Annotated in this window: 17 protein-coding genes; 6 read left to right on the forward strand and 11 right to left on the reverse strand. The window is 60.7% G+C overall.

Going from position 1 to position 21,097, the window contains the following annotated elements; genetic code table 11:
- Positions 1-138: 138 nt before the first annotated feature.
- On the reverse strand, positions 139-450 hold the full coding sequence (locus ABIE16_RS06200; protein ID WP_057716278.1) for a YqfO family protein: 312 nt from the start codon (positions 448-450) through the stop codon (positions 139-141).
- Positions 451-455: 5 nt separating this feature from the next.
- A complete protein-coding gene (gene purL, locus ABIE16_RS06205) occupies positions 456-4,352 on the reverse strand; it encodes a phosphoribosylformylglycinamidine synthase (RefSeq protein ID WP_057716279.1) in 3,897 nt (1,298 codons plus the stop codon).
- 285 nt (positions 4,353-4,637) lie between these two features.
- Here purL and mltF point away from each other — a divergent pair, with 285 nt between their 5' ends.
- A complete protein-coding gene (mltF, locus tag ABIE16_RS06210; RefSeq protein ID WP_218494991.1) occupies positions 4,638-6,098 on the forward strand; it encodes a membrane-bound lytic murein transglycosylase MltF in 1,461 nt (486 codons plus the stop codon).
- A 123-nt stretch (positions 6,099-6,221) separates the two neighbouring features.
- On the opposite strand, the gene pdxJ is transcribed toward mltF, so the two are convergent.
- The 8 genes from pdxJ to lptF all read right to left on the reverse strand — a co-directional run bounded on the left by pdxJ (position 6,222) and on the right by lptF (position 14,646).
- The gene (pdxJ, locus tag ABIE16_RS06215) at positions 6,222-6,968 is read right to left on the reverse strand and encodes a pyridoxine 5'-phosphate synthase (RefSeq protein ID WP_429520727.1); all 747 of its coding nucleotides are present in this window, start codon (positions 6,966-6,968) and stop codon (positions 6,222-6,224) included.
- Between the two features lie 49 nt (positions 6,969-7,017).
- Positions 7,018-7,701: a DNA repair protein RecO gene (gene recO, locus ABIE16_RS06220; RefSeq protein WP_057716281.1), complete on the reverse strand. Its 684-nt coding sequence runs from the start codon at positions 7,699-7,701 to the stop codon at positions 7,018-7,020.
- Between the two features lie 172 nt (positions 7,702-7,873).
- Complete coding sequence (gene era / locus ABIE16_RS06225; RefSeq protein WP_007973959.1) at positions 7,874-8,776, reverse strand: GTPase Era; 903 nt, start codon at positions 8,774-8,776, stop codon at positions 7,874-7,876.
- Positions 8,769-9,458, reverse strand: a complete 690-nt coding sequence (gene rnc, locus ABIE16_RS06230; RefSeq protein WP_008053221.1) for a ribonuclease III — start codon at positions 9,456-9,458, stop codon at positions 8,769-8,771. Before rnc ends, era begins: the two co-directional genes overlap by 8 nt.
- A 184-nt stretch (positions 9,459-9,642) precedes the next feature.
- A complete protein-coding gene (lepB, locus tag ABIE16_RS06235) occupies positions 9,643-10,497 on the reverse strand; it encodes a signal peptidase I (protein ID WP_057716283.1) in 855 nt (284 codons plus the stop codon).
- A gap of 5 nt (positions 10,498-10,502) precedes the next feature.
- Positions 10,503-12,302 carry a translation elongation factor 4 gene (lepA, locus tag ABIE16_RS06240; protein ID WP_008053223.1) on the reverse strand — a complete coding sequence of 600 codons (1,800 nt, stop codon included), beginning with the start codon at positions 12,300-12,302 and terminating at the stop codon, positions 10,503-10,505.
- 171 nt (positions 12,303-12,473) lie between these two features.
- The gene (gene lptG, locus ABIE16_RS06245) at positions 12,474-13,535 is read right to left on the reverse strand and encodes an LPS export ABC transporter permease LptG (protein ID WP_057716284.1); all 1,062 of its coding nucleotides are present in this window, start codon (positions 13,533-13,535) and stop codon (positions 12,474-12,476) included.
- Positions 13,528-14,646, reverse strand: coding sequence for an LPS export ABC transporter permease LptF (gene lptF, locus ABIE16_RS06250; protein ID WP_429520728.1), 1,119 nt, complete (start codon positions 14,644-14,646; stop codon positions 13,528-13,530). The genes lptG and lptF overlap by 8 nt, the downstream gene beginning before the upstream one ends.
- 393 nt (positions 14,647-15,039) lie before the next feature.
- On the opposite strand from lptF, the gene ABIE16_RS06255 reads away from it, so the two are divergent.
- The 3 genes from ABIE16_RS06255 to ABIE16_RS06265 are packed head-to-tail and all read left to right on the forward strand — an operon-like array spanning position 15,040 to position 17,435.
- Positions 15,040-16,530, forward strand: a complete 1,491-nt coding sequence (locus tag ABIE16_RS06255; protein WP_090457748.1) for a leucyl aminopeptidase — start codon at positions 15,040-15,042, stop codon at positions 16,528-16,530.
- A gap of 60 nt (positions 16,531-16,590) precedes the next feature.
- Entirely contained in the window at positions 16,591-17,019 is a 429-nt protein-coding gene (locus ABIE16_RS06260) for a DNA polymerase III subunit chi (RefSeq protein ID WP_407514254.1), read from the forward strand.
- A gap of 8 nt (positions 17,020-17,027) precedes the next feature.
- Entirely contained in the window at positions 17,028-17,435 is a 408-nt protein-coding gene (locus ABIE16_RS06265; protein ID WP_429520729.1) for a DNA polymerase III subunit chi, read from the forward strand.
- Between the two features lie 140 nt (positions 17,436-17,575).
- On the opposite strand, the gene ABIE16_RS06270 is transcribed toward ABIE16_RS06265, so the two are convergent.
- Entirely contained in the window at positions 17,576-18,343 is a 768-nt protein-coding gene (locus ABIE16_RS06270) for a sulfite exporter TauE/SafE family protein (RefSeq protein ID WP_057716288.1), read from the reverse strand.
- A 196-nt stretch (positions 18,344-18,539) separates the two neighbouring features.
- Between ABIE16_RS06270 and xseA the strand changes: the two genes are divergently transcribed.
- Entirely contained in the window at positions 18,540-19,919 is a 1,380-nt protein-coding gene (xseA, locus tag ABIE16_RS06275; RefSeq protein ID WP_429520730.1) for an exodeoxyribonuclease VII large subunit, read from the forward strand.
- 3 nt (positions 19,920-19,922) lie between these two features.
- A complete protein-coding gene (locus tag ABIE16_RS06280; protein ID WP_102670186.1) occupies positions 19,923-20,744 on the forward strand; it encodes a peptidoglycan DD-metalloendopeptidase family protein in 822 nt (273 codons plus the stop codon).
- Positions 20,745-21,097 lie beyond the last annotated feature (353 nt).

A 21,097-nucleotide genomic window follows, 5' to 3' on the forward strand; every position in this document is an offset into this window, starting at 1 on the left:
CAGTGGTCCGGTGTATGCAGATCCAATGTAGGAGCGAGCTTGCTCGCGATGAGGCCCTCACTGACACCACAATAGTTTGGGCAACAAAAAACCCGCTGAAATCTCTTTCAGCGGGTTTTTCATTTCAGCACCGGAGAATCAGAAATCCTCCAGCCGCCACACTTCATAAGCCGGTGTCTCATAGGGATGGCTCTGTTTCAGAGCCGCCACTACCGAGCGAATCAACTCATCGGCCACCACCAGCTCAACCTTCCATTCCTCGACCTGTTCGACCTGCCCTGCCTCGCCAATGAACGGCTGGCTGCCGTCCAGTGGACGAAACTGGCCAGTGCCCAACACTTGCCATGCACAGTGGTCATAAGCACCGATTCGCCCACCACCGGCGGCGAATACGGCGCTTTTGACCACCTCGACATGACTGTCGGGAACAAAAAAGCTGAGCTTGTACACGGCGCTTAGTTCACCCACACACGAGCGTTACGGAACATACGCATCAACGGAGCATCTTCGTTCCAGTCATCCGAACGCCACGAGTTCTGCACGGCGCGGAACACACGTTCCGGGTGCGGCATCATGATGGTCACGCGACCGTCGCGGCTGGTCAAACCGGTGATCCCGCGCGGCGAGCCGTTCGGGTTGGCCGGGTAGCTTTCGGTGACCTTGCCGTGGTTGTCGACGAAACGCATCGCCACGCAACCCGACAGATCGGCTTCCAGCAGTGCTTCTTCGCTGGCGAACTCGGCATGGCCTTCACCGTGAGCAATGGCGATCGGCATGCGCGAACCGGCCATGCCTTGCAGGAAGATCGAGTTCGACTCCTGGATCTGCACCATGGCAACACGGGCTTCGAACTGCTCGGAGCGGTTGCGCACGAAGTGCGGCCAGAACTCGCTGCCCGGGATCAGCTCGTGCAGGTTGGACATCATCTGGCAACCGTTGCATACGCCGAGGGTGAAGCTGTCGTTGCGTTCGAAGAAGCCCTGGAACGCATCGCGGGCACGGCTGTTGAACAGCGCGGATTTCGCCCAGCCTTCACCGGCACCCAATACGTCGCCGTAAGAGAAGCCGCCGCAAGCGACCATGCCCTTGAACTCGTTCAGGTCGACCCGGCCGGCCAGAATGTCGCTCATGTGCACGTCGATCGCGTTGAAACCGGCGCGGTCGAACGCGGCAGCCATTTCCACCTGACCGTTGACGCCCTGCTCACGCAGTACGGCAACCTGTGGGCGAATGCCTTTCTTGATGTAAGGCGCGGCGATGTCCTGGTTGATGTCGTAGCTCAGCTTGACGCTCAGGCCCGGGTTTTCTTCTTCCAGCAGCACGTCGAACTCTTGCTCGGCGCAGTCGGCGTTGTCACGCAGACGCTGGATCTGGTAGCTGGTCTCGGCCCACTGGCGTTGCAGCAGACGACGCTGGCCTTCGAACACAGTGTCACCGTTGAAGGTGATGCCGATCTCGCCATTGTTGATTGGCTGACCGATCACCGACACGCAGTCACCCAGGCCGGCAGCGCTGAACTGCGCGAGGATGTCCGGGGTGGCGTCCTGGCGAACCTGGATCACGGCACCCAGTTCTTCGTTGAACAGGATGGCGGCGATGTCGGCAGAGGTTTCTGCCAGACCGTCGAGGTTCAGGCTCAGGCCACAGTGACCGGCGAACGCCATCTCGACAACGCTGGTCAGCAGACCACCGTCGGAACGGTCGTGGTAAGCCAGCAGGTGGCCGTCGGCGTTGAGGCCCTGGATCACCGCGAAGAACGCTTTCAGGTCCTCGGCGTCATCGACGTCCGGCGCCTGCTTGCCGAGCTTGCCGTGAACCTGCGCCAGGATCGAGGCGCCCATGCGGTTCTGGCCGCGGCCCAGGTCGATCAGGATCAGGTCGGTGGTGCCCTTGTCCATGCGCAGTTGCGGGGTCAGGGTCTGACGGATGTCAGTCACTGGCGCGAAACCGGTCACGATCAGGGACATCGGCGAAGTCACGGACTTGTCCACGCCTTCATCGTTCCAGCGGGTGGCCATGGACATCGAGTCCTTGCCCACAGGAATGGTGATGCCCAGCTCAGGGCACAACTCCATGCCGACCGCTTTCACGGTGTCGTACAGGCGTGCATCTTCACCCGGGTGACCGGCAGCCGACATCCAGTTCGCCGACAGTTTGATGTCGGAGATCTTGCCGATGCGCGAGGCCGCGATGTTGGTCAGGGTTTCGCCGATGGCCATGCGGCCCGACGCCGGAGCGTCCAGCAGTGCCAGCGGAGTGCGCTCGCCCATGGCCATGGCTTCACCGGTGTAGACGTCGAAGCTGGTGGCGGTGACGGCAACGTCGGCCACCGGAACCTGCCACGGGCCGACCATCTGGTCACGGGCCACGAGGCCTGTGATGGTGCGGTCGCCGATGGTGATCAGGAAGCTTTTGCTCGCCACGGCCGGGTGATGCAGAACGCGCTCGACGCAGTCGGCGATGCTCAGGGTCGACGGATCGAAATCGTCGCCCAGTTCGTTCTCGCGAACCACCGAACGGTGCATGCGTGGAGCCTTGCCCAGCAGCACTTCCAGCGGCATGTCCACCGGGCTGTTGCCGAAGTGGCTGTCGGTGACGGTCAACTGCGGTTCGGCAGTGGCTTCGCCGACGACGGCAAACGGGCAACGCTCACGTTCGCAGATCGCCTTGAAGCGCTCGAAATCCGCCGGGCCGACGGCCAGAACGTAACGCTCCTGGGATTCGTTGGACCAGATTTCGTGCGGGGCCATGCCCGGCTCGTCGTTTGGAATATTGCGCAGTTCGAAACGGCCACCGCGGTCGCCGTCGTTGACCAGTTCCGGGAAGGCGTTGGACAGACCGCCCGCACCCACGTCGTGGATGAAGCTGATCGGGTTCTTGTCGCCCAGTTGCCAGCAACGGTCGATGACTTCCTGGCAGCGACGTTCCATTTCCGGATTTTCGCGCTGTACGGAAGCGAAGTCCAGGTCTGCCGAGCTGGTGCCGGTGGCCATGGAGGAAGCGGCGCCGCCGCCCAGGCCGATCAGCATCGCCGGGCCGCCGAGCACGATCAGCTTGGAGCCGACGACGATCTCGCCTTTCTTGACGTGTTCTTCACGGATGTTGCCCATGCCGCCGGCCAGCATGATCGGTTTGTGGTAGCCGCGAACTTCGTCACCGTGCGGGGTGGTGATCGATTGTTCGAAGGTACGGAAGTAGCCGGTCAGTGCCGGACGACCGAATTCGTTGTTGAACGCAGCGCCGCCCAGCGGGCCTTCGATCATGATGTCCAGCGCGGTGACGATGCGCTCGGGCTTGCCGTACGGCACTTCCCACGGCTGTTCGAAGCCCGGGATCTGCAGGTTCGACACGGTGAAACCGGTCAGGCCAGCCTTCGGCTTGGCACCGCGACCGGTGGCGCCTTCGTCACGGATCTCGCCACCGGAACCGGTGGATGCGCCCGGGAAAGGGGCGATCGCGGTCGGGTGGTTGTGGGTCTCAACCTTCATCAGGATGTGCACCGGCTCCTGCACCGCACCGTACTGGCGGGTCTCAGGGTCCGGGAAGAAGCGACCGGCCACGGAGCCGACGATCACCGAAGCGTTGTCCTTATAAGCCGACAGAACGCCTTCGCTGTGCATCACGTAGGTGTTCTTGATCATGCCGAACAGGCTTTTTTCCTGGCTCTCGCCGTCGATGTCCCAACTGGCGTTGAAGATCTTGTGACGGCAGTGCTCGGAGTTCGCCTGGGCGAACATCATCAGTTCGATGTCATGCGGGTTGCGCTTCAAGCCGACGAAGGCGTTGACCAGATAGTCGATCTCGTCTTCGGCCAGGGCCAGGCCCAGCTCGGTGTTGGCTTTTTCCAGCGCGGCGCGGCCGCCACCCAACACGTCGATGGCGGTCAGGGGCTTCGGTTCGGCGTGGCTGAACAGGCCGGCGGCCTGCTCGAGGTTGCCCAGGACGATCTGGGTCATGCGGTCGTGCAGACCGTCGGCGATCAGCTGGGCTTCAGCGTCGCTGAACTGGCCGGCCACGTAGAACGCGATGCCGCGCTCCAGGCGCTGGATTTTCGCCAGGCCACAGTTACGGGCGATGTCGCTGGCCTTGCTCGACCACGGCGAGATGGTGCCGAAACGCGGCAGCACCAGAAACAGACGACCGGTCGGTTCCTGTACCGGAACGCTTGGACCGTACTTCAGAAGGCGCGCGAGCACCTGCTGTTCGTCGCCGGTCAGGACGCCGGTAACTTCGGCGAAGTGAGCGAATTCAGCATACAGGCCGCTGACAGCCGGAACCTTCTGGCTCAGTTGCTCAAGGAGCTTGCTGTGGCGAAAGGCAGAAAGGGCAGGAGCGCCGCGCAGGATCAACATCTTCGGGACAGCCTCGGGAAGGGGTGTGCTTTGAGGCCGTGCATTCTAGCCTAAACAGCCCGCGACATCACCCGAAACGCTACGCACGGTTGCACTCGGGCGTCGATCTGTGTTTCTGCCTCGAAAGTCAGGTTAACCGGGCGTGCAGCAACAGCTTATTTTTACTGTAACAAAATGCAGGCAAGGCCCATTCCTGCGGGGTTTCGGCCGGTTTTGTGATCGCTAGCAGACAAGCCCCTCACTGTCGAGATATGGCGCTCGTGGTCCTTTGCGTATACTGCGCAGATGTTTTTCCCAACGGCTTTGCGTCCGCGGTACGCCAAATGGCTGATCGCAACCGGACTCTTCCTGATGCTCGGTGGCTGTGTTGATAAACCCAACACGCTCGAGCGCGTAAAGGAGGATGGTGTGCTGCGGGTGGTTACCCGAAACAGCCCCGCCACCTACTTTCAGGATCGCAACGGTGAGACCGGCTTCGAATACGAGCTGGTGAAGCGCTTCGCCGACGATCTGGGGGTCGAGCTCAAGATCGAGACCGCCGACAACCTCGATGACCTGTTCAACCAGGTCGGCAAGCCCAATGGCCCGGTGCTGGCGGCTGCCGGCCTGGTCAGCAGCGAAGAGCGCAAGAAGCAGGTGCGCTTCTCCCACTCCTATCTGGAAGTCACCCCGCAGATCATCTATCGCAACGGCCAGTCCCGGCCAACCGATGCGAAGGATCTGGTGGGCAAGAAGATCATGGTGCTCAAGGGCAGCACCCACGCCGAACAACTGGCGCAGCTGAAACAGAAGTTTCCCGGCATCGAATACGAAGAGTCTGACGCGGTCGAGGTCGTCGATCTCCTGCGCATGGTGGATGAAGGTCAGATCGACCTGACCCTGGTCGACTCCAACGAAGTGGCGATGAACCAGGTGTACTTCACCAACATCCGGGTCGCCTTCGACCTCGGCGACGCCAGCAACCAGAGCTGGGCCGTCGCCCCGGGCGACGACAACAGCCTGCTCAACGAAATCAACGATTACCTCGACAAGGTCAAGAAGAACGGCACCCTGCAACGCCTCAAGGACCGCTACTACGGGCATGTCGACGTCCTCGGCTACATGGGCGCCACCACGTTTGCCCAACACTTGCAGCAACGCCTGCCCAAGTACGAACAGCACTTCAAGGCCTACGCCAAGAAGGAGAAAGTCGACTGGCGCCTGCTGGCGGCCATCGGGTACCAGGAGTCGTTGTGGCAACCGACGGTCACGTCCAAGACCGGCGTGCGCGGCCTGATGATGCTGACCCAGAACACCGCGCAGGCCATGGGCGTGTCCAACCGCCTGGACCCCAGGCAGAGCATCATGGGCGGCGCCAAGTACCTGGCCTACACGAAAGACCAGCTCGACGACTCGATTCAGGAACCGGACCGGACCTGGTTTGCCCTGGCGGCCTACAACGTCGGCAGCGGCCACCTGGATGACGCACGCAAACTGGCGGCCAAGGAAGGGTTGAACCCGGACAAATGGCTGGACGTAAAGAAGATCCTGCCGCGCCTGTCGGAAAAGAAGTGGTACAGCAAAACCCGTTACGGCTACGCCCGCGGCGGCGAACCGGTGCATTTCGTGGCGAACATCCGTCGCTACTACGACATCCTGACCTGGGTCACGCAGCCGCAGCTTGAAGGGGACCAGGTCGCCGAGGGCAAACTGCTTGTTCCGGGGATCGACAAGAGCAAGCCGTCGCAGGAACCTGCACCGCTCTGACAGCCACCCAACATCAAATGTGGGAGCGAGCTTGCTCGCGATGAGGCCCTGTCAGTCACATCAATTGTGTCTGTCAGACCGCTATCGCGAGCAAGCTCGCTCCCACAGGGTTTTGTGTTGGTTTTAAGCCTTGGTAGCCGCCGCCAGAATCAGCGCCTTCATCTCCGAAACAGCCGACTTGAAGCCAACGAACAGCGCATGGGCCACCAGCGCATGGCCGATGTTCAGTTCGTTGATGCCCTTGATCGCCGCCACGGCTTCGACGTTGTGATAGTGCAGGCCATGACCGGCATTGACGATCAGGCCCTGGGCCAGACCGAAGGCCACGCCATCGGCTACACGCTTGAGTTCTTCGGCGACTTCGGTCGGCGTCTCGGCATCGGCATAACGCCCGGTGTGCAACTCGATGGCTGGCGCGCCGACACGGCGGGAGGCTTCGATCTGGCGCTCATCGGCGTCAATGAACAGCGACACTTCGGAGCCGATCTTCGACAGACGCTCGACCGCCGCCTTGATCCGCGCCTCCTGCCCCGCCACATCCAGGCCACCTTCGGTGGTCAGCTCCTGACGGGTTTCCGGCACCAGGCAAATGTGCGCCGGGCGGATGCGCTCGGCGAACAACATCATTTCTTCGGTGACCCCCATTTCGAAGTTCATGCGGGTTTGCAGCACGTCCTTGAGCAGCAGAACGTCGCGCTCCTGAATGTGCCGACGGTCTTCGCGCAGGTGCACGGTGATGCCGTCGGCGCCCGCCTCTTCCGCGTCCAGTGCAGCCTTGACCGGGTCCGGGTAACGGGTGCCCCGGGCCTGACGCAGGGTGGCAACGTGGTCGATGTTCACGCCAAGAAGAATACGGGTGCTGGTGGTCACGGAAGCGCTCCAGAAGAAGAGAAAGTTCGGTGCACAGCATACGGTGTGATCAGGGCTTGCGAAACAGCTCGCGACTGACAAGTGGACGGCCGCCCAGGTGAACGGCCAACGCCTGGCGCATCAAGCGCTTGGCGGCAGACAAAGCGCCGGGGGCAGACCAGTCGGCTTCAGCCATGGCCAGCAATTCGGTGCCGTTGAACAGGCCCGGTTGCAACAGGTAGACACGCTCCAGCCCGGCATCCACTTGCAAACGGTAGAGGCCGTCCGGCGCGATGGGTTGATCATGAATATCAGTCGTCAGGGAAAAACCGTAGCCGAGGTCATCGAGCAAGCGCCACTCGAAGGAGCGCAGCAAGGGCTCCAAAGCACGACCTTCAGCCAGCGCCAGCAAAGTCGCAGCGTAGTGATCGAATACACCGGGATGAGGATCTTCGGCGGGCAACAGGCGAATCAGCAATTCATTGAGGTAAAGACCGCTGAACAGCGCCTCGCCATTGAGCCAGGTGGAGATGCCAGCACTCTCCATGCGCCCGACATTCTTCAGCTCGCCCTTGCCCCGGAACTCGACTTCCAATGGCACGAATGGCCGCGCCAGTGTCCCGGCCTTGCCCCGCGCACTGCGCAACACCGCCCGCAGCCGACCTTGCGGCGTGAGGAAGTCCACCAGCGCGCTGTTTTCACGGTAGGCGCGGGAGTGCAGGACATAGGCGGGTTGGGCGGGCGCTTGGGACATGGAAATCGCAGTTCTCGATGAAGGAGCGCAGTTTTACATACAACCTGAAACCAATGTGGGAGCGAGCTTGCTCGCGATGAGGGCCTGATATTCAACATCAATGTTGACTGACAGACCGTTATCGCGAGCAAGCTCGCTCCCACAGGGGATCATTGTTGATCCGGAAAACGTATTACAGGTCGCCGTAACCCAACGAACGCAATGCACGCTCGTCATCGGACCAGCCACCCTTAACCTTGACCCACAGGTTGAGCATGATCTTGGAGTCGAACAGCAGCTCCATGTCCTTGCGCGCTTCGGTGCCGATGCGCTTGATACGCTCGCCCTTGTCGCCAATGATGATTTTCTTCTGGCCATCACGCTCGACGAGGATCAAGGCATGAATGTGCAGGGTCTTGCCCTGCTGCTTGAACTCTTCGATTTCAACGGTGATCTGGTACGGCAGCTCGGCGCCCATCTGGCGCATGATTTTCTCGCGCACCAGTTCGGCGGCGAGGAAACGGCTGCTGCGGTCGGTGATCTGGTCTTCCGGGAAGAAGTGATCGTTTTCCGGCAGGTGCTCGGCAATCACGCGTTCCAGTGCATCGAGGTTATGCCCGTGCTGTGCGGAAATCGGGATGATCTGCGCATTCGGCAACTGCTCCTGCAACCAGCTCAGGTGCGGCATCAGCTCGGCCTTGTCTTCGATGCGGTCGGTCTTGTTCAACGCCACGATCAGCGGGCCGGTCACGTATTGGACGCGCTCGAGAACCATCTGGTCTTCTTCGGTCCACTTGGTGCGGTCGACCACGAAGATCACCACGTCGACGTCTTTCAGCGCCGCCGAAGCGGTCTTGTTCATGTAGCGGTTCAGGGCCTTTTCGCCGCCCTTGTGCATACCAGGGGTGTCGACGTAGATCGCCTGCACATCGCCCTCGGTCTTGATACCGAGCATGTTGTGACGGGTGGTTTGCGGTTTGCGCGAGGTGATCGCCAGCTTCTGACCCAGGATGTGGTTCAGCAACGTGGACTTGCCCACGTTCGGACGGCCGACGATGGCAACATAGCCACAGCGAGTTGCGTTTGTATCAGTCATTGCCATTCTCCACACCTAGGGCAATCAGTGCTGCGGCGGCCGCTACCTGTTCGGCAATACGACGACTCACACCCTGACCTCGGCTTTTTTCATTCAGTAAGATGATTTCGCATTCGACGAAGAACGTCCGGCAATGCGGCTCACCCTGGATATCCACCACTTCGTAACGCGGCAGCTCACAACCACGGGACTGCAGGAACTCTTGCAGGCGGGTCTTTGGATCTTTGTTGGTGTCGACCAGCGTCAGGCCTTCGAACTCGCCGGCCAGCCAGGCGAGCACACGCTCGCGGGCCATTTCCATGCCAGCATCGAGGTAGATCGCACCGATCAGCGCTTCGAGGGCATCGGCCAGAATCGACTCGCGACGGAAACCGCCGCTTTTCAGCTCGCCCGAGCCCAGGCGCAGGTATTCGCCCAGATCGAAACCACGGGCCAGTACGGCCAGGGTCTCACCTTTGACCAGACGTGCGCGCAAACGCGACAACTGGCCTTCGCGAGCCAGCGGGAAGCGCTCGAACAACGCCTCGCCGGCGACGAAGTTGAGAATGGCGTCACCGAGGAATTCCAGGCGTTCGTTGTTACGCCCGGCAAAGCTGCGGTGAGTCAGGGCCAGGACCATCAGTTCCTGATCCTTGAAGGTGTAGCCGAGCTGACGCTCTAGACGGCTTAAGGAGACGCTCACGGTTTACCCACGCTGAGTTCGTGGCTGAATTCCACCGCCATCGCCGTAAGTTGGCGCAGGCTTGGGACAATTAAAGCTGTGTTCAAAAATAACGTCCTGAATATCATTGTTTTCATGCCTCTGGCGCCCATTGTGCCGGCTCCAGAAATGCATTCGGCGCTGTGTTCAACAGCGCCGTGTCTGATTACTTGATCAGGCCAACCCGCGAGAAATTCGGCAGGTGGCTGAGTTTGGGTTCCGGCCAGCTCATCCAGACCGCAAAGGCCTTGCCGACGATATTCTTGTCGGGAACCATGCCCAGCAGATCCTTGGGAATGTTCGGATCATCCCAGTAGCGACTGTCGTTCGAGTTGTCGCGGTTGTCGCCCATCATGAAGTAGTGCCCGGCCGGCACGGTCCACGAATGGTCCGGCATTGCGCGGTAGCGGCTCATTTCCTTGCGGATCATGTGCTCGGCCACACCGAGTTTTTCCTTGTAGAGCTCAGCGCTGCCCAGCGTGCCCGGCTCGGAGCCGACCAGTTGCTCGGCAATCGATTGACCGTTGACGAACAGGCGCTTGTCGGCGGTGTAGCGAACCGTGTCGCCCGGCAAACCAACCACACGCTTGATGTAGTTGACGTTCGGGTCGCTCGGGTAGCGAAACACCATCACATCGCCGCGCTGCGGATCACCGACTTCGATGACTTTCTTGTCGATCACCGGCAAGCGGATCCCGTAGGAAAACTTGCTCACCAGGATGAAGTCGCCGACATCCAGGGTTGGCTTCATCGAACCGGAAGGAATCTGGAACGGTTCCACCAGGAACGAACGCAGCACCAGCACGATGAACAACACCGGGAAGAACGACTTGCCGTATTCAACCAGCAGCGGCTCTTTGTTCAGCTTCTCGACCACGACCATGTCAGGCTGGCTGACGCTGCCCTGATAGGAAGCGATGGCGGCACGCCGACGCGGGGCCAGGATCAACAGATCGAGCAACGCCAACAGGCCGCAGACGAACACGGCGATGACCAGCAACAGCGGGAAATTTAGCGACATAGGACCTAACTATCCAACCTGAGCACTGCAAGGAAGGCTTCCTGTGGAATCTCCACGTTGCCGACCTGCTTCATGCGTTTCTTACCGGCCTTTTGCTTCTCCAGCAGTTTCTTCTTACGGCTGACGTCACCACCGTAGCATTTGGCCAATACGTTCTTTCTGAGCGCCTTGACGGTTGTCCGCGCCACAATCTGCCCGCCAATGGCGGCCTGGATTGCCACGTCGAACATCTGCCGCGGAATCAGTTCTTTCATCTTCTCGGTCAACTGGCGACCTTTGTAGTGCGAGTTGTCACGGTGCACGATCAGCGCCAGAGCGTCGACCTTGTCACCGTTGATCAGCACGTCCAGTTTCACCAGGCTAGCCGATTGATAACGATCGAAATGGTAGTCCAACGAAGCATAGCCGCGGCTGGTGGATTTCAGGCGGTCGAAGAAGTCCAGCACCACTTCGTTCATCGGCAGGTCGTAGGTCACTTGTACCTGGGAGCCGAGGAACAGCATGTCAACCTGCACACCACGTTTTTCGATGCACAGGGTAATGACGTTGCCCAGGTGCTCTTGCGGCACAAGAATATTGGCCCGCACGATCGGCTCACGCATGTCTTCGATCGAGGACAGGTCCGGGAGCTTCGACGGGTTATCGACGTAGATCGTCTCGCCGGTCTTGAGCAGCAGCTCGAAGATTACCGTCGGCGCCGTGGTGATCAGGTCCAGGTTGTACTCGCGCTCCAGGCGCTCCTGGATGATTTCCATGTGCAGCATACCGAGGAAGCCGCAACGGAAGCCGAAGCCCAGTGCGTCAGAGCTTTCCGGCGTGTATTGCAGCGACGAGTCGTTCAGGGTGAGCTTTTGCAGCGCTTCGCGGAAATCTTCGAAGTCGTCGGAGCTGACCGGGAACAGACCGGCGTAAACCTGCGGCTGAATACGTTTGAAGCCTGGCAGTACATCAACGTCCGGCGTCGAGCTCAAGGTCAGGGTGTCGCCCACTGGCGCACCGTGAATGTCCTTGATGCTGGCGATGATGAAGCCCACTTCACCGGCCTTGAGGTCAGCGGTAGGGGTGTGCTTCGGGTTGAATACACCGACGCTGTCCACCAGGTGGATCTTGCCGGTGGACTTGACCAGGATCTTGTCGCCCTTCTTCACACGACCGTGGCGCACGCGTACCAGGGAAACAACACCCAAGTAGTTGTCGAACCAGGAGTCGATGATCAACGCTTGCAGCGGATCTTCGTAGTTGCCGGTCGGTGCAGGAATGGTGGCGACCAGGCGCTCGAGCACTTCGTCGACGCCCAGGCCGGTCTTGGCCGAGCACTCGACCGCATCGGTGGCATCGATGCCGATGATTTTTTCGATTTCTTCTTTAACACGGTCCGGATCGGCCTGTGGCAGGTCGATCTTGTTCAGCACGGGCATCACTTCCAGGCCCTGCTCGATCGCGGTGTAGCAGTTGGCAACCGACTGCGCTTCAACGCCTTGACCGGCATCGACCACCAGCAGCGCGCCTTCACAGGCGGCCAGCGAACGGCTCACCTCATAGGTGAAGTCAACGTGGCCGGGGGTATCAATGAAGTTCAGCTGGTAGTTGATACCGTCGCGAGCCTTGTAATACAAGGTGACGCTGTGCGCCTTGATGGTGATCCCGCGTTCACGCTCAAGGTCCATGGAGTCCAGGACCTGGGCTTCCATTTCGCGCTCGGCGAGGCCGCCACACATCTGGATGAAGCGATCGGCCAGCGTCGACTTGCCATGGTCAATGTGGGCGATGATGGAGAAATTGCGGATATGACTCAAATCACTCACGGATCAACACTCAAAAAGGCTGCAGGCATAGCCCGCCGAAAAATAGCCGGGAATTGTACCTGATCCACGGCGCAAGCGTCACGTTCGCAGGTCAGACGGTGCCTACAAAAACGCCCCGGTCTTGCGACAAGGGCGTTTTTTAACGTCAAAGCGGTCGGAAAATGCCCGCCATCAGCCAGCTCGACGCAACAGCCAGAGCCCCGCGACGGCACAAACACCCGCCGGCACCAGCACCGAAAGCAACGGCGGGAAGCCGAACACCTGGCTCGAAGGCCCCAGCAGATCCTGAACGATGCGGAAGGTGAAGCCCACCAGCACGCCGGTGAACACCCGTTGACCCAGGGTCACCGAGCGCAGCGGACCAAAGATGAAGGAAATCGCCATCAACACCAGAGCGGCAGTCACCAGCGGCTGCAACACCTTGACCCAAAATGCCAGCCAGTAGCGGCCATTGTTCAGCCCCTGGTCCGCCAGATAGTGGATGTAACTCCACAGGCCACTGATCGACAGCGACTCGGGCACCATGATCACGGTGTTCAGCAACTGCGGACTCAACGCAACGTCCCAGCGCTCTTGCGGGGTCGAAACCACTTCGGTGCTGCGCTCGTGGAACAGCGTGGTCGTGACATCCGACAACTGCCAGTGATCGTTTTCGAAGTTGGCACGCTTGGCGAAACTCGCCGACAGCATGTGCCGCTCTTTGTCGAAGCGATAACGGGTCACGCCATACAGGATGCCGTTGGGTTGTACCGAGTTGACGTGAATGAACTCATCGCCCTGGCGGTGCCACAAGCCGTGCCTGGCGCTTTGTGCATCACCGCTGCCCTGGGCCAGCGAGCGATTGGCCTGTGCGGCGGTTTCAGCGGGCGGAGCGACGTACTCGCCGACCAGCACGCCGGCCAGCATCAATACCAGCATCGGCTTCATGACCGCCCAGACGATCCGGCCGATCGACACACCGGCGGCGCGCATGATGGTCAGCTCACTGTTGCTGGCCAGGCTCCCCAGACCGATCAGACAGCCGATCAGCGCAGCCATCGGCAGCATTTCGTACATCCGGCGCGGAGCGGTCAACAACACATAACTCAGCACATCGACCAGGGTGTAGGTATCGCTGATTTCCCCCATCTCGTCGATGAAGGCAAACAGTGTCGCCAGACCAAGAATGATCCCGAGCACCGCCAGGATCGCCATGAACACACTGCTACCAATGTAGCGATCAAGCTTAACCACGGGCCACCTCCAGCGCGCTGCGGCGACTCGCCCTCTTCAAGCGCAAGGGTTCCCAGTAGAGCAAGCCCAGGCCGATGGACAGGAAAATCCCGTGCACCCACCACAAGCCAAACACCGCAGGGATCTTGCCCTTGTCCAGGGCACCGCGGGCGGCAATCAGAATGCTCAGGTAAGCCATATAAAGAAGAATCGCCGGCAGTAACTTGAGGAATCGGCCCTGACGTGGGTTGACCCGTGACAGCGGCACCGCCATCAAGGTCACGATGAACACCAGCAACGGCAGAGACATGCGCCATTGCAGCTCGGCGCGCATGCGAATGTCGTCACTGCCGATCAATGTACGGGTCGGCATTGCATCACGGTCGGTGACTTCGTCACTGACTTCCGGTTTTGGCAGCAACACACCGTACTCGTCATACTTGATCGCCCGGTAGTCGGCCTGCCCCGGACTACCGTCATAGCGATAGCCGTTATCAAGAATCAGGTAGCGGTTGCCGTCCAGACGAATTTCCTGGCGCCCCTTTTCCGCCACCAGCACAGAAATCCCGCGATCCTTGTTATTGGAACTGATGTTTTTTTGCGAGATGAACACACCACCCAGATTGACGCGGTCATCGGACATGCTCTCGGTGTAGGTGACCCGGGTGCCGTCGCGCAAAGCCTGGAAACGCCCTGGCTCCAGGGTATCGAATTCGGTCAGGGCATCCTGCTTGTTCAGCAGCAACTGAAACTGATTGGCCCCCTGTGGCGCCAGGCTCAGGCTCAGCCACGCCACGACGAGCGCAACCAGGGTGGCCGGGAACAGCGTCATGCAAAACAGCCGCTGCTGGCTCATGCCCGTGGCCGAGAGCACGGTCATTTCGCTTTCGAGGTACAGGCGACCGTAGGACAACAGGATCCCGAGAAACAGCCCCAGTGGCAGGATCAGCTGGAGGAAGCCCGGCAGGCGATAGCCCATGATCAGGAACAACGACCCCGGATCCAGCAGGCCCGAAGCCGCCTGGGCGAGGTATTTGATGAAGCGACCGCTCATGATGATGACCAGCAGCACGGCACTGACGGCGCTCAAGGTCAACAGGACTTCGCGGGATAGATAACGGAAGACGATCAAACCAGACACTCCAGGGTTGTCAGGCTAAGGCGGCCAAACAAGCAAACGTATCGGACAGCCCGCAAGGCAGAGCCGCCGAAAAAAGATGGCGCATTATCCTGTGATTGGGTGCGCCTGTCACTGCGCAATGCATCCCCCCCTTGTAGGAGCGAGCCTGCTCGCGATGGTCGTCAACGATAACGCGGGGAGCCTGACACCCTGCGTCAATCTAGGGTTCTTCGCGAGCAGGCTCGCTCCTACATTCGTGCGGTCGAGGGTTGTCAGCCGCCGGTAGCGAGGTTCAAACTGCGGCCTTTGTCGCCGGTCGATCCTGGCGCCTTTCTGTTTATAAGCAATCGACGCACATAAAGTGTCGGGCGCATGCGTGATAACCATCAATTCAGGGACCCGGACATGGAACTGGTTGTAAAAAGCGTCAACCCCGAAACGTTGAAGACCGCCACTCTCGTGGTCTCCGTCGGCGAAGGCCGCAAGCTCGGCGGTGTTGCCAGACAACTCGACGAACTGAGCGGCGGCGCGATCAGCACTGTGCTCAAGCGCGGCGACCTGGCCGGCAAGGTCGGCCAGAGCCTGCTGCTGCACAGCCTGCCGAACCTCAAGGCCGAGCGTGTGCTGCTGGTGGGCGTTGGCAAGGACGACGAACTGGGTGACCGCCCGTTCCGCAAAATCATCGCCGGCATCCTCAATACCCTCAAAAGCCTGGGCGGCAGCGATGCGGTGCTGGCCCTGGATGAAGTGGTCGTCAAAGGCCGCGACAGTTATGGCAAGACCCGCCTGCTGGCCGAAACCCTGGTGGACGGCGAGTACAGCTTCGACCAGTTCAAGAGCCAGAAGGCCGAACCCCGCGCGCTGAAGAAAATCACCCTGCTGACCATCAAGGCCGCCCAGGCTGAAGTGCAACGCGCCGTGACCCACGCCACCGCCATCGCCAACGGCATGGCCTTCACCCGCAACCTGGGTAACCTGCCGCCGAACATCTGTCACCCGACCTTCCTCGGTGAGCAGGCCAAAGACCTGGGCAAAGAATTCAAGGACCTGAAAGTCGAAGTCCTCGACGAGAAGAAGATCAAGGCCCTGGGCATGGGCTCGTTCTACGCCGTCGGCCAGGGCAGCGCCCAGCCTCCGCGCCTGATCGTCATGCAATACAACGGTGGCAAGAAATCCGAGAAGCCGTACGCGCTGGTCGGCAAAGGCATCACCTTCGACACCGGCGGCATCAGCCTCAAGCCGGGTGCCGGCATGGATGAAATGAAGTACGACATGGGCGGCGCCGCCAGCGTGTTCGGTACCCTGCGTGCCGTGCTCGAGCTGAAGCTGCCGATCAACCTGGTGTGCATCCTGGCCTGCGCCGAAAACATGCCGAGCGGCAACGCTTCGCGCCCGGGCGACATCGTCACCACCATGAGCGGCCAGACCGTGGAAATCCTCAACACCGACGCCGAAGGCCGTCTGGTGCTGTGTGACGCCCTCACCTACTCCGAGCGCTTCAAGCCGCAAGCGGTCATCGACATCGCGACCCTGACCGGCGCCTGCGTGGTTGCCCTGGGTTCCCACACCTCGGGCCTGCTGGGCAACAATGACGAACTGATCGGCCAACTGCTGAGCGCCGGCAAGGCTGCCGACGACCGCGCCTGGCAACTGCCGCTGTTCGATGAGTACCAGGAACAGCTGGACAGCCCGTTCGCCGACATCGCCAACATTGGCGGCCCGAAAGCCGGCACCATCACTGCGGCCTGCTTCCTGTCGCGCTTCACCAAGAACCTGAACTGGGCGCACCTGGACATCGCCGGCACGGCCTGGACCAGCGGCGGCAAGGACAAGGGCGCCACTGGCCGTCCGGTTCCCCTGCTGACCCAATACCTGCTGGACCGCGCCAAAGCCTGAAACCGTTGATGGGCGGCGGCGTCACTTTTCGGTGGCGCCGCTTGCCGCTCTGGAACCGCAATGACCAAAGTCGACTTCTATATCCTGCCCAGCGCCGATCCTTCGGCACGCCTGGACTTTGCCTGCAAGCTCACCGAGAAAGCCTGGCGCATGGGCCACCGCATCTACCTGCATTGCAGCGACGCGGCCCAGCGTGACGATCTCGATGCGCGGCTGTGGGCGTTCAAGGGCGAAAGCTTCGTGCCCCACGGCCCCGCCGACACCGAGCCTGAGGGTTTGATTGTCCTGGGGTTGGGCGATGACTGCGGTCAACATCAGGATTTGCTGGTCAATCTCGACCTGAAAGTCCCGGTCTTCGCCAACAAGTTCGCCCGGGTGGCGGAAGTGGTGGTGGAGGATCCGACGATCAGAGCGGCCGCGCGGGAGAGTTTCCGTTTCTACCGCGAACAGGGCTATCCTCTGCAAGATCACCGTTTACAGCGACTCTGAGCCTTCCAATGGACACTCCAAAACCGCTGCAACAGTCCGCGCACCTGCTGGACGACCTTGAGTCGATCCGCCAATTGCTCGGCGATGACAACCTGCAACCGCCTCTGCTGACCGACACGGTCGAGGAAGGTGATCAGGAACAGATTCCCATGTTGTTCGACGCCGTGAGCGAGCCTTCGCCACCCGTCGTACCGACAACGCCTGCCCCGATCGTTGAACCCGTCACCGCGGCGACGTCGACGCCCGCCCCCAGCAAGAACCCGGATGACTTGCTGCACCTGGACAGCGAATTGCGCGCCGCCGCGCAATTGATCATGCAAGACGTGATCGACGATTTCGCCCCGCACATCGAGACCGAAATCAAACGCCGCCTCAGTGCGCGACTGGAGCGCTTGTTGAACCAGTACAACGACTAAACAACTTGCAGTGGGGGGCTCTTCTGTGGGAGCGAGCTTGCTCGCGATGACGATCTGTCTGGCACATCAATGCTGAATTTGCTGACCCCATCGCGAGCAAGCTCGCTCCCACACAAAGCGTCTCGCCACAAGTTGAATCTTCAGGTACTGAGATAGCGTCCGATCAACGCGATCCCACTGGCCAGCACCAACCACGTCACCAGGCGCACAAACGCCTCGCGGGACAAGCGCATGGTCAGCCGTCGACCGAACCACAGCCCCAGCACCATCGCCGGCAACAGACAAACCGCCAGCACCAGCAACGGCAAATCGGCATACACACCGGCGATTGCAAACAGGCTCAAACGCACCACCGTACTGCAACTGATCAGCGCGCTCTGGGTGGCCCGGGCCGCCTCCTTGGGCAACCGGCTGTTCAAATAGATCGCATAGAGAAAGCCGCCGCTGCCAAACAACGCGCCAAACATTCCACCCACCGTCCCCATCGGCAGCGCCCACGCGGCGGACAACTGCGCCGGACGGACCTTTATCCACAGGCTGTAAATTGCATAGGCGCTGATAAACAGGCCCATCAACAGCAACAACAGGTCGGATTTCAGGTTCAGCAGGAATATCACGCCAAGTGTGCAACCCACCGCCATGCACGGCAGCAACCGCAACAGCTCCGGCCTCGCCACATCGCGCCGCGAAGGCAACAGATTGCCGAATGCCGCGACAAAATCCAGCAACACCAGTAAAGGCACGATCTTCGACAGCGGCATGAACAGAATCAGAATCGGCCCCGCCACCAGCGCGGTGCCGAAACCGGCGATGCCGAACACGATGTAGGCCAGGGCGATGCCCGCACCGATTACCAGCCAGTCCAGCGGGCCGAATGGCCATTGGTTCAACAGTTCAAACACATTCATCCGAACATCTTCCTTGATCACATGAGGTGACTTTACCTCTGTGGGAGCGAGCTTGCTCGCGATGGCGATCTGTCTGGCACATCAATGCTGAATTTGCTGGCCCCATCGCGAGCAAGCTCGCTCCCACATAAATGCCCTCAATGGATTTGTGAGCAGTCGTGGAGATTGCCAGGCAAATGCCTTTAAACTGCGCCCCATGATTAAAGATCCCTTTGCAAGACTCGGCCTGGACCGCGAAGTCCTGACCGTCAGCCAGCTCAACGGCCGCGCGCGGGTGTTGCTTGAAGACGTGTTCAGCAACATCTGGGTCGAAGGCGAAATCTCCAACCTCGCCCGCCCGGCTTCCGGCCACGTCTATTTCACCCTCAAGGACAGCGGCGCCCAGGTCCGTTGTGCGTTGTTCCGGCAGAACGCGGCACGGGTTCGCCAGGCCTTGAAGGACGGCCTGGCGGTCAAGGTCCGTGGCAAGGTCTCGCTGTTCGAGGGACGCGGTGATTATCAGCTGATCCTCGACACCGTGGAGCCGGCCGGCGATGGCGCCTTGCGCCTGGCGTTCGATGCACTCAAGGAAAAGCTCAGCGCCGAAGGCCTGTTCAGTGCCGAGCGCAAGGTGCCGTTGCCGGCGCATCCGCAACGCATCGGCATCATCAGTTCGCCCACTGGGGCGGTGATCCGCGACATCATCAGCGTGTTCCGCCGTCGTGCACCGCAGGTGCAATTGACCCTGATCCCTACCGCCGTACAGGGCCGCGAAGCCACAGCGCAGATTGTCCGCGCCCTGAAACTGGCCGATGCCCGCGGTTTCGACGCACTGATCCTGGCCCGGGGCGGTGGCTCGCTGGAAGATCTCTGGTGCTTCAACGAAGAAGCCGTGGCCCGCGCCGTAGACGCTTGCGTGACGCCGATTGTCAGCGCGGTCGGCCATGAAACCGACGTATCGATCAGCGACTTCGTGGCCGACGTGCGCGCGCCCACCCCCTCCGCTGCCGCCGAATTGCTGGCACCGGATTCCAGCGACCTGGTGCGTCGGGTCGAAAGCCTGCACCGACGGCTGGTGATGCGCATGCGGGACCGCTTGATGCGCGACCGCCTGCGCCTGGAAGGCGTTTCCCGACGCCTGCGCCATCCCGGCGAGCGCCTGCGTCAGCAAGCGCAACGCCTGGATGACCTGGACATGCGCATGCGCCGCACGTTCGAGCGCAGCCTCAACACCCGCCGCGAACGCTTGATCCGCCTGGAAACCCGTCTGGCTGCACAACATCCGGGCCGGCAACTGGCAATGCTTCGCCAGCGCCTCGACAGCCTGGCCGAACGCCTGCCGCGCGCGATCCGCGAAGGGCTGAAAAACCGTCGCCTGCAGTTGCACAGCCAGATGCAGACACTGCATGTGGTCAGCCCGTTGGCGACCCTCGGCCGTGGCTACAGCATCTTGCTGGACGAGCGCGGCAACGCGATCCGCAACGCCGCGCAAACCCATACCGGCCAGCGCCTGACGGCCAAACTGGGCGAAGGCGAACTGCAAGTACGGGTCGAAGACAATTACCTGACGCCCGTCACCCTTTCTTTACTGGATTGATCCATGCCGCGTTTCTTTGCTCCGTTGCTGTTGCTGCTCCTGACCTTCAACGCCCATGCCGACAGCTACATTACTCGCCAGTTGAACAAACCGGTGCCGGGAGGCGTTGCGGTGGTGGACCTTGGCACGTCCGCCCAGGCGCCAAAAGCCACTTATCAAGGCAAACCGGTGCTGGTAGTGAAGGAACAGAACAACTGGCTGGCCATTGTCGGCCTGCCGCTGACGGTCAAGCCGGGGGTTCAATCGGTCAGCAGCGGCGGCCGAAATCTGAATTTTACGGTTGGCAACAAGAAATACCCGGAACAGCGCATCACCCTGAAGAACACCCAACAGGTCAATCCGGACCCGGAAAATCTCAAGCGCATCGAGCGTGAACTGGCTGAGCAGATTACTGCCTACCGCACGTTCAGCCCCAACACCCCGAGCAACCTGCTGCTGGACAAACCGGTGAACGGACCGCTGTCGAGCAAGTTCGGCGTGCGGCGCTTTTTCAACGGTGAAGAGCGCAACCCCCACTCAGGCTTGGACTTCGCCGTACCCGGCGGTACGCCAATCAAGACCCCCGCCGCCGGCAAGGTGATCCTGATCGGCAACTATTTCTTCAATGGCAACACGGTGTTCGTCGACCATGGCCAGGGCTTTATCAGCATGTTCTGCCACATGTCGAAAATCGACGTGAAGGTGGGGCAGCCACTGGCCCGTGGTGACGTGGTCGGCAAAGTCGGCGCGACCGGCCGCGCGACCGGACCGCACATGCACTGGAACATCAGCCTGAACGATGCGCGGGTCGATCCGGCTATCTTCATTGGTGCGTTTCAGCCCTAGCTTTTTGTTGAGGCTGATGGCCTCATCGCGAGCAAGCTCGCTCCCACAGGGTTTGCGCTGTACCTGTGGGAGCGAGCTTGTTCGCGATGGCAATATCACAGACACCGAAAGCAGTCCGGCAGTGTCACATCATCAATTGCGCACCACTCAAACCTCGCGCAAACAACAAAACAATCACTGCCAATCACAGCAATAAAATCTCGATAAATACCCGCCCACGAGTATTCCTCTCAATTTTTTTCGACTGCTTGCCATCTTTCCCCCCCAAGGTTAGGGTTGAAGACATGAAAACCTCTCACACCCTCATTCAGCTCCGCCAGCACCGCAGCCTGTGCCTCGTCAGTGCACGACTG

The organism is Pseudomonas sp. 2725 (genome assembly GCF_050434585.1).
Lineage (GTDB): Bacteria > Pseudomonadota > Gammaproteobacteria > Pseudomonadales > Pseudomonadaceae > Aquipseudomonas > Aquipseudomonas jessenii.